The 7,849-nt window shown below is 62.2% G+C and carries 5 protein-coding genes and 4 pseudogenes; all 9 read left to right on the top strand.

The window, feature by feature from the left end; all coding sequences use genetic code 11:
• Positions 1 to 276 (top strand): annotated as a pseudogene (locus AHiyo1_RS05645) (DUF5666 domain-containing protein); the annotation flags it as partial.
• A 235-nt stretch (positions 277 to 511) separates the two neighbouring features.
• Positions 512 to 625, top strand: a pseudogene (locus AHiyo1_RS26230) (LacI family DNA-binding transcriptional regulator); the annotation flags it as partial.
• 434 nt (positions 626 to 1,059) lie between these two features.
• Complete coding sequence (locus AHiyo1_RS26225) at positions 1,060 to 1,515, top strand: substrate-binding domain-containing protein (protein ID WP_253257176.1); 456 nt, start codon at positions 1,060 to 1,062, stop codon at positions 1,513 to 1,515.
• Between the two features lie 279 nt (positions 1,516 to 1,794).
• Entirely contained in the window at positions 1,795 to 3,117 is a 1,323-nt protein-coding gene (locus tag AHiyo1_RS05635) for an extracellular solute-binding protein (RefSeq protein WP_059387882.1), read from the top strand.
• A complete protein-coding gene (locus tag AHiyo1_RS05630) occupies positions 3,114 to 4,064 on the top strand; it encodes a carbohydrate ABC transporter permease (protein ID WP_084784370.1) in 951 nt (316 codons plus the stop codon). Before AHiyo1_RS05635 ends, AHiyo1_RS05630 begins: the two co-directional genes overlap by 4 nt.
• Complete coding sequence (locus tag AHiyo1_RS05625) at positions 4,057 to 5,028, top strand: carbohydrate ABC transporter permease (RefSeq protein WP_253257175.1); 972 nt, start codon at positions 4,057 to 4,059, stop codon at positions 5,026 to 5,028. The genes AHiyo1_RS05630 and AHiyo1_RS05625 overlap by 8 nt, the downstream gene beginning before the upstream one ends.
• A 174-nt stretch (positions 5,029 to 5,202) precedes the next feature.
• Positions 5,203 to 6,279, top strand: a pseudogene (locus AHiyo1_RS28180) (glycoside hydrolase domain-containing protein); the annotation flags it as partial.
• A gap of 86 nt (positions 6,280 to 6,365) precedes the next feature.
• Complete coding sequence (locus AHiyo1_RS28175) at positions 6,366 to 6,809, top strand: DUF4091 domain-containing protein (RefSeq protein ID WP_113990573.1); 444 nt, start codon at positions 6,366 to 6,368, stop codon at positions 6,807 to 6,809.
• A 14-nt stretch (positions 6,810 to 6,823) separates the two neighbouring features.
• Positions 6,824 to 7,849, top strand: a pseudogene (locus AHiyo1_RS05610) (Gfo/Idh/MocA family protein); the annotation flags it as partial.

The raw sequence follows: 7,849 nt of genomic DNA, 5'->3' as shown, positions 1-7,849 counted from the left end.
GCCAGGCCGTTCCCCGTGCTTCCCCGCGGCATCGCAGGTCCGGGGATCCACGGTGAGTTCACGGTCAAGAACAAGGACGGCAGCTACACGACGCTCGTGTCGCAGCGAGGCACCGTGCAGTCCGTCAGCGATTCGAGCATTTCCGTCAAGAGCGATGACGGCTTCACGCAGAGCTACGCGATCACATCGTCGACCACCATCGTCAAGCTCCCCGCTTCCGGAACGGGCACGCAAGGCCGGCGGCCATCGCCCCAAACCATCAAGCCACCGACCTGAAGACGGGCGACTCTGTCGCAGTCTCCGGCACGAAGAGCGGCACCACAGTCACGGCCACACGCATTATCGGAGGTACCTTGCCTGCTGGGCTCAGTGATGGCGGACGGCGGTTGGGCTACGGGAGCGTCTCTTCCTGAACGCTGTTCGAGCTGACCCTGCGCCCGCTCGTCTGGCTATGATGCTACTACCGCCGCACCACGCCCGTGGTCCGGCGGCTTAGCCACGAAGGAGACGAATGCGCCCCACGATCAAGTCCGTGGCGGCGGCAGCCGGGGTCTCGACGGCGACCGTGTCCTATGTGCTTTCAGGCAGGAGCGGCAAAGACGGCAGCAGGAGCGGTTCCGGGGTGGCACCAGCTACCGTGCTTCGGGTTCAAGAGGCTGCCCTCGCCCTCGGATATCGCCCCAACCAATCGGCACGGGCAATCCGCACCGGACGAACGAACCTGCTCATGTTGTCGCTCACCATGATCTCGGATCCGTGGGCATTGGATGTGAGCCGCGCTGTTGGTACGGCTGCGGCCCGACGAGGCATTACGCCGATGATCCTGGCCGATACCGACTGGCGGGTGGCCCTCAAACGGCAAAACGCGGACGTGACATTCATCGACGGCGCCGACGAGCCCGGCGATGTCGAACTGCTGGCACAGGCGGCAAGGTTGCAGCGCCTGGTGGTCTTCAGCGACACCATGGAACCTGAGGGATTCGACGTCGTGCGGCCGGTGGTTGGTTCGTCGTGCGATCTGGCAGTGGAGCACCTCACCGCGCGGCACCGCCGCGTGGCTTGCCTGATCTCATCGGCACCGTCGATGAGCACCCTGGACATCCGCTTGGGTGCTACACCCGCGGCCTTGCCAAGGCTGGTTTGGAGTACCGGGACGACTACGTCGAGGCGTATGACCGCGACGGACTCAGCGCGTTCGACGCAGCGTTTCGGCTCCTGCAGCGTGCGGACCGACCGACCGCGATCTATGCGACCACCGACTTCGCCGCGATCGCAGCCATCCATGCGGCCCAACGCCTGCAACTCCGCATTCCGGAAGACGTCGAAGTGATCGGGATCGGCAACACCACGGAAGGCGAGCGCATGACGCCGTCGTTGACCACCGTTGGTCCTGAGGGCTTTTTCGATGGCTTGGCCGCATTCCTGCTCGACCGCGCAGAGAATCCCGATGTGCCTGCCGGCATTCTGGAATTCCCGTGGAAGCTCATCGTGAGGGACTCTGCGCCCTCGGCGTGAATCCGACTCTCCGATGAGAAACCCGACGCTCCCGGCGTGAGCCGGGGCTGTCCCTTTGGCAGGTCGAGGCATGCGCCCGGTGATCGCTCTAACCGCCCTCCATGCACTTTGGTGACGTTTTGTGCCCGAAAAAGTTAAGAAAAGATCATTCGAAATCTTGCCTTTAAACGATTAACATGATGTGATCAACTGCACAACACCAGTTGGGTTGCTGTTCGCCGAATGCGGGCCCGCCCCGAAGGACCGTCGGTCTTCTGACCAAGACATCGGAGAATTCTTATGAACCACAACGTGACCCGCAGGTCATTCCTTTCCTTTGCGGCTGCCGGTGCTGCCGTCGTTTCGCTCGCTGCTTGCGGCGGGAACAGTGCCGCAGGGGGTAGCGCAGCCAAGGCCGCCTACGCTGCTCCCGCGAAGGACCTGAGCGCGGAGCTGAGCTACGCCATCTGGGACGCTGCGCAAAAGCCCGCGATGCAGAAGATCGTGACCGAATTCAACAAGCAATACCCGAACATCAAAGTCACCATCGACGTCACGCCGTCCAAGGGCTCGGCCTACTGGACGAAGATCCAAACCCAGGCAAGCAGCAACACCCTTCCGGACGTTTTCTGGATGAACGGCCCGCACATCAAGCTTTACGCGCAAAACAACCAGCTGTTGTCCCTGGACGGCCTGGTGTCCGGCAAAGCAGTGGACACGGCCAATTACCCCAAGGCACTCGTGGATTTGTACACCGTCAACGGGGCGTTCTACGGGGTCCCCAAGGACTTCGACACCAGTGCGCTCTTCTACAACAAGGCCCTCTTCAAGGAGGCCGGCGTGTCCGAACCGACGTCCACCTGGACGTGGGACGACGTGAAATCCGCCGGCGCGAAACTATCCAAGTTCTACCAGGGCAAAGGCATCTACGGCTATGCCGGCGACCTCACGGGTGGCCAGACCAGCTACTACAACACGATGATTGAAGCCGGCGGGACCATCATCTCGACCGACGGCAAGAAGTCCGGATACGACTCCGCCGGATCAATCGCCGGCCTCCAGTTCTGGCGCGACCTGATCGAGTCCGGGGTTTCACCCTCGATGCAGCAATTGACGGACACGTCCTCGAGCGACATGTTCACGTCCAGGAAATTGGCTATGACCATGGACGGTTCCTGGGCCGTCGGGCCAGCCCAAAAGGCACTCGGTGACGATCTGGGCATTGTCAGCCTCCCGAAGGGGCCGAAGAGCAACCAGAGCGTGATCCACGGACTTGCCAACGTGATTCCCGCCAATGCGAAGAACCCTGCCGCGGCGCAGGCATTCGTGGCCTTCCTGGGAACCCAGGATGCTGCCAAGATCCAGGCGGAAACGGGAACCGTCATCCCGGCCTTCAACGGCACCCAGGACGCCTGGGTAAAGTCTGTTCCCTCCGTTGACCTCAGCGTATTCCTTGACCTGGCCAAGGATGCCTCGCCCTACCCGGCGTCGGCCAATACAGCCGCCTGGAACGAACTCGAGAACACCCTGCTGCCGCAGGCGTTCGCCGGGACCAAGCCGGTTGCCGACGTCGCAAAGGACCTTGCCAGCCAGATGAATGCCGCCCTGGCCAAAGAATCATGAAAGCCCAGACCCTGACGCCGGTAGCCAAGGGCGTCCGTGCAGCCCTACCAGCGGGGCATCGCCGCAAAGGAAAATCGAAATCGGATGGCTGGTGGCCGTGGTTGTTCGTGGTGCCTACTGTCGCGGGCATCGGCGTGTTCTACCTTTGGCCGATCGTCCAGACGTTCTACTACAGCTTCACCAAGTGGGGAGTCTTCGGCGGAACCAAGTTCATCGGCCTGGACAACTATGTGCGGATGTTCGCGGATTCCACCATTCCGCATTCAATCGTCAATACGCTGGTCTACACGGTGGTCGTGCTGCTGGGAATTCCCATCGCGGTCATCCTTGCGTCCTTGATCGAGCGTCCCGGCCTGCGCTTCGCGGCCCTGTACCGGACGCTGTACTTCATTCCCTACATCACCATGCCGGCCGCCGTCGGGATCGTATGGAGGTTGATCTACAACGGTGACTTCGGACCCATCAACTGGTTCCTGGGCTTGTTCGGGATCCAGGGCCCCTACTGGACATCGACGCCGGGGTTCGCGCTGCTTGCCGTGGCTACCGTGGGGCTTTGGATGTCGCTGGGATTCAACCTCATCATCATCAGCGCGGGACTGCGCGAGATTCCGCGGGAGCTCTTCGAAGCCGCGGAGATGGACGGGGCCAGCCGGGTCCGCCAGTTCTTCAGCATTACCGTTCCGTTGTTGACGCCCAGCATCTTCTTCGTCACGATCGTCACCGTGATCAGCGGTTTCCAGCTGTTCGATCTGCTGTACGTGATGATGGGGAAAGCGAACCTGGCCATGCCGCAGACGCAAAGCCTCGTGTACATCTTCTACAACCAGGCCTTCCTGCAGAACGACAAGGGCTATGCGGCAGCCATCGGCATCTTGATCCTGCTGATCATCGCTCTTCTGACCGCTTTCCAATTCCGCATCCAGAAGAGGTGGGTCAACTATGTCTGAATCGATGCTCTCAACAAAAAGCGGCGTCGAATCGCGGCAGGGCGGAACAGCTGCATTCAGCCCCTCTCGCGCCGGGGGCAAACCACCGGGACCCTCAAGCCGCGGCACCAAGGGCAGCAACGGCAAGAGCCGAGGCGGCGCCAAAGGCGGCAAGCAAGGCTCGAACGTGCTGGCACATTGTGTACTGGGCATTGGCGGTTTGGCCATGATCTCGCCGCTCCTGTACCAGATCGTCATGTCGCTTTCGACGAACGCAGAAGTCCAAAGCACGCCGCCCACGCTGTGGCCCAGCGTTGTCCAGTGGCACAACTTCGTGGACGTCTTCACCTCCATGAATTTCGGTTCACAGCTCTGGGTGACGGTGGCAATCACCGTGATCCGGGTGATCGGGCAAGTGCTTCTCTGCTCGATGGCGGGCTACGCCTTTGCGCGGATGCAGTTCCGGTTCAAGGGGCTCATCCTGGCCGTCGTCTTGTCGATCATCATGGTGCCGTCCCAGTTGTTCCTGATCCCGCAGTACCAGATCATCCAAAACCTGGGGTGGCTGAACAGCATTGCCGGCATCGTGGCTCCGGGCATCTTCAGTGCTTTCGGCCTGTTCCTGATGCGTCAGTTCTTCATGGGGCTCCCGGACGAACTCGAAGACGCGGCACGGCTCGACGGCGCCAATCCGTTCCAGATCTTCTTCCGGGTCATGCTGCCACTCGCGGCCAACGGCCTGTGGGCCCTCGTCATCATCACTGTGCTGTGGTCCTGGAATGACCTCTTGTGGCCTTTGGTGGTGACGTCGACGGCGAACGCCGCACCCTTGAGCGTCGGGCTTTCGAACCTCCAGGGTGAGCACGCCAACAATTACCCGATCCTCATGGCGGCATCGCTCATGGCCATGGCGCCGATCCTGATCATGTTCCTGCTCATGCAGAAGCGTGTCATGGCGGGCATCGGCCGCTCCGGACTCAAGTAGAGACTCACATGGACACCCACGTAGAGACCCACGTAGAGCCTCACGTACGAAAGGATCGCAGCCTTGACGGAACAGAACCCGGCCCCGGAAGACGGTTGGTCGTTCGTGCTCGTGGATGCCCTGGAAAAGGTCTACCCGGACGCTCCACCCCGGCCGTTCGACGGGACCATTCCGATGTCCGTTTTCCCCGGCGAGACCGCCTCGGTGCAGGTGGCCCTCCGGCCGCCGATGAAGCACGACTTCCGGCTGTCGGGTGCGTTGGAAGTCTCAGTCGACGGTCCGGCGGCAGGATTTACCTCCATTTCGCAGGTTGAGCTGGTGCCATGTTCATTGGCGGCATTCCCGGAGCATGATGCCGGTTACGACCGCGACACCCCCGGACTGTATCCGGACCTATTGCGGCCAGCCCCGGACGGGATGATCAAGCCCTTCTACGGGCAATGGACCTCCGCATGGATCGACTTCGTGGTGCCATCCGCGGAGAACGCCGGTGATCACGAACTCGGGATCTCGGTACGGGACGCGGAAGGCAACACGCTCTTCGCCACCCACCTCTGCGTCACCGTAGTGCATACGCACGCCCCGGAACTGGAGATCGTGAACGCCCATTGGTTCCACTGCGACGGCCTGGCGAGCCATTACGGCGTCGAGGTCTTCGGTGAGCAGCATTGGTCGATCATCGATGCCTTCATGGGGTCCGCGGCAAGGATGGGCGCCAACTCGCTGCTGACACCCACATGGACCCCTCCACTGGACACGGCCATGGGGGGATCGCGGCTGGCCACCCAACTAATCGGGATCCGCGATGATTCCGGCTACCACTTTGATTTCAGCAGGCTGGAGCGCTGGGTTGGCCTTTGCGCCAAACACGGCATCGAGTACCTGGAAATAGCCCACTTGTTTACCCAATGGGGGGCCAAAGCGACTCCGGCGATCTATGTCGAAACCGCGGAAGGCCTGAAGCGGCGGTTTGGCTGGGACGTGCCGTCGACGTCGTCCTCGTACCGGGAGCTCATGGCCGAACTGCTGCCGGCCCTGCGGTCCTTCCTGGCGGAGCACTGGTCGCTTGACCGGGTCATTTTCCACATATCCGATGAACCGGAGGGCGCCGAGGCCCTGGCGGGATACCAACGGGCAAAGGGCGTCGTCGCGGATCTCCTGGACGGTCTGACGGTGGTTGATGCCCTGAGCGACTTTGAGTTCTATCGCAGTGGGGCCGTGCCGAATCCCGTGGTGGCGAGCGATGCCGTGGCACCGTTCCTGGCCGCTGGGGTGAAGGACCTGTGGGTCTATTACTGCGTTGCCCAGGACACCGGCGTTGCAACCGGTTCATTTCCATGCCTTCGGTGCGAAACCGGGTGTTGGGCCACCAGCTCTTCGCCCTGGAATGTGCGGGGTTCCTGCATTGGGGATTCAACTTCTACAACTCGGCCCATTCGTTGGCGCCCGTGGACCCGTTCAAGGACACGTGTGCCGGGGGAGCCTTCCCGGGCGGCGATGCCTTCCTGGTCTACCCGGGACCGGACGGGGTGCCGTGGGAGTCGATCCGTTACAAGGTGTTCGCGCAGGCCATGTGGGACCACCGGGCTCTCTCGCTCCTGGCCAAGCTGGCCGGTCGCGAGGAGGTGCTGGCGCTCATCGATACGAACGGCTCCGGCGGCAGCCTCGCCATGGACAGTTTCAGCTACGACCCCCTTCATTACCGGAGGGTTCGCGAGCTGGTCAACCAGGGAATCGTGCAGCGCGTGGGTCAAACACCGCGCGCGCATCAACTTATCTAGTTAGGAAAGTACTTATGGACCTCAAAGTAGGCATCGTCGGATTCGGCTTGCGGTCGTCGCTGTGGCGCCACGCGCACAAGCCCGGCCACGGTTCGGAAGTCACGGTTGTGTGCGATCTGGGCGAGCGCGGCAGGGCTGACGCAGCAGAGAAGATCCCGACGGCGGTCATCACCGAGGACCTGGACGTCTTGTTGGCCTCAGGCCTGGACGCGGTGCTGGTCCTGACCCCGGACAACCAGCACGCCGCCGTCGCGGTCCGGACGCTTAGAGCGGGCATTCCCACCTTCTGCGAGAAACCGCTCGATGTCACGCTCGAAGCAGCCGACCTCATCCTCCAGACGGCCTTCGACACCGGGACACGACTGTACGTGGGCCACAACATGCGCACATGCCGGTAGTGGTGCAGATGCGGGACATCATCCAGGCCGGGACCATCGGTGACGTCAAGGCCGTTTGGTGCCGCCACTTCGTGGGAAACGGCGGGGACTACTATTTCAAGGATTGGCATGCCCAGCGCGCCAACACCACCGGGCTGCTGCTGCAAAAAGGCGCGCACGATATCGACGTCATCCACTGGCTCGCCGGGGGATACAGCACCAAGGTGCAGGCAATCGGTGATCTCGCCGTCTACGGGGACGTCGCGTCCCGCCGCGACAACACGGGCCGCCGGATGGGGGATTGGTTTTCGGTGGACAATTGGCCCCCCACCGAGCAGACGGACCTCGCCGAGACGATCGACGTCGAGGACATCTCGATGATGAACATGGTCCTGGACAACGGTGTGCTTGCCTCGTACCAGCAGTGCCATTTCACCCCGGACTATTGGCGGAACTACACCGTGATCGGCACCAAGGCAGGATCGAGAACTTCGGTGACGGGGCCGGCGATCAGATCTATGTATGGACCACCCGGACAACCTCAGGGTTCGCCGAGCCCGACCAGAAGGTCTTGGTCCGTGACGGCGAAGGCGGCCATGGCGGTGCGGACCCCTTGCTCATAGCTGAGTTCCTGCGGTTCGCCAAGCCGGGGGAACCACAGCG

This window comes from Arthrobacter sp. Hiyo1, assembly GCF_001263615.2.
In the GTDB taxonomy this organism is placed as follows: Bacteria; Actinomycetota; Actinomycetes; order Actinomycetales; family Micrococcaceae; genus Arthrobacter.
This window is presented reverse-complemented; position numbering and strand designations above follow the sequence as displayed.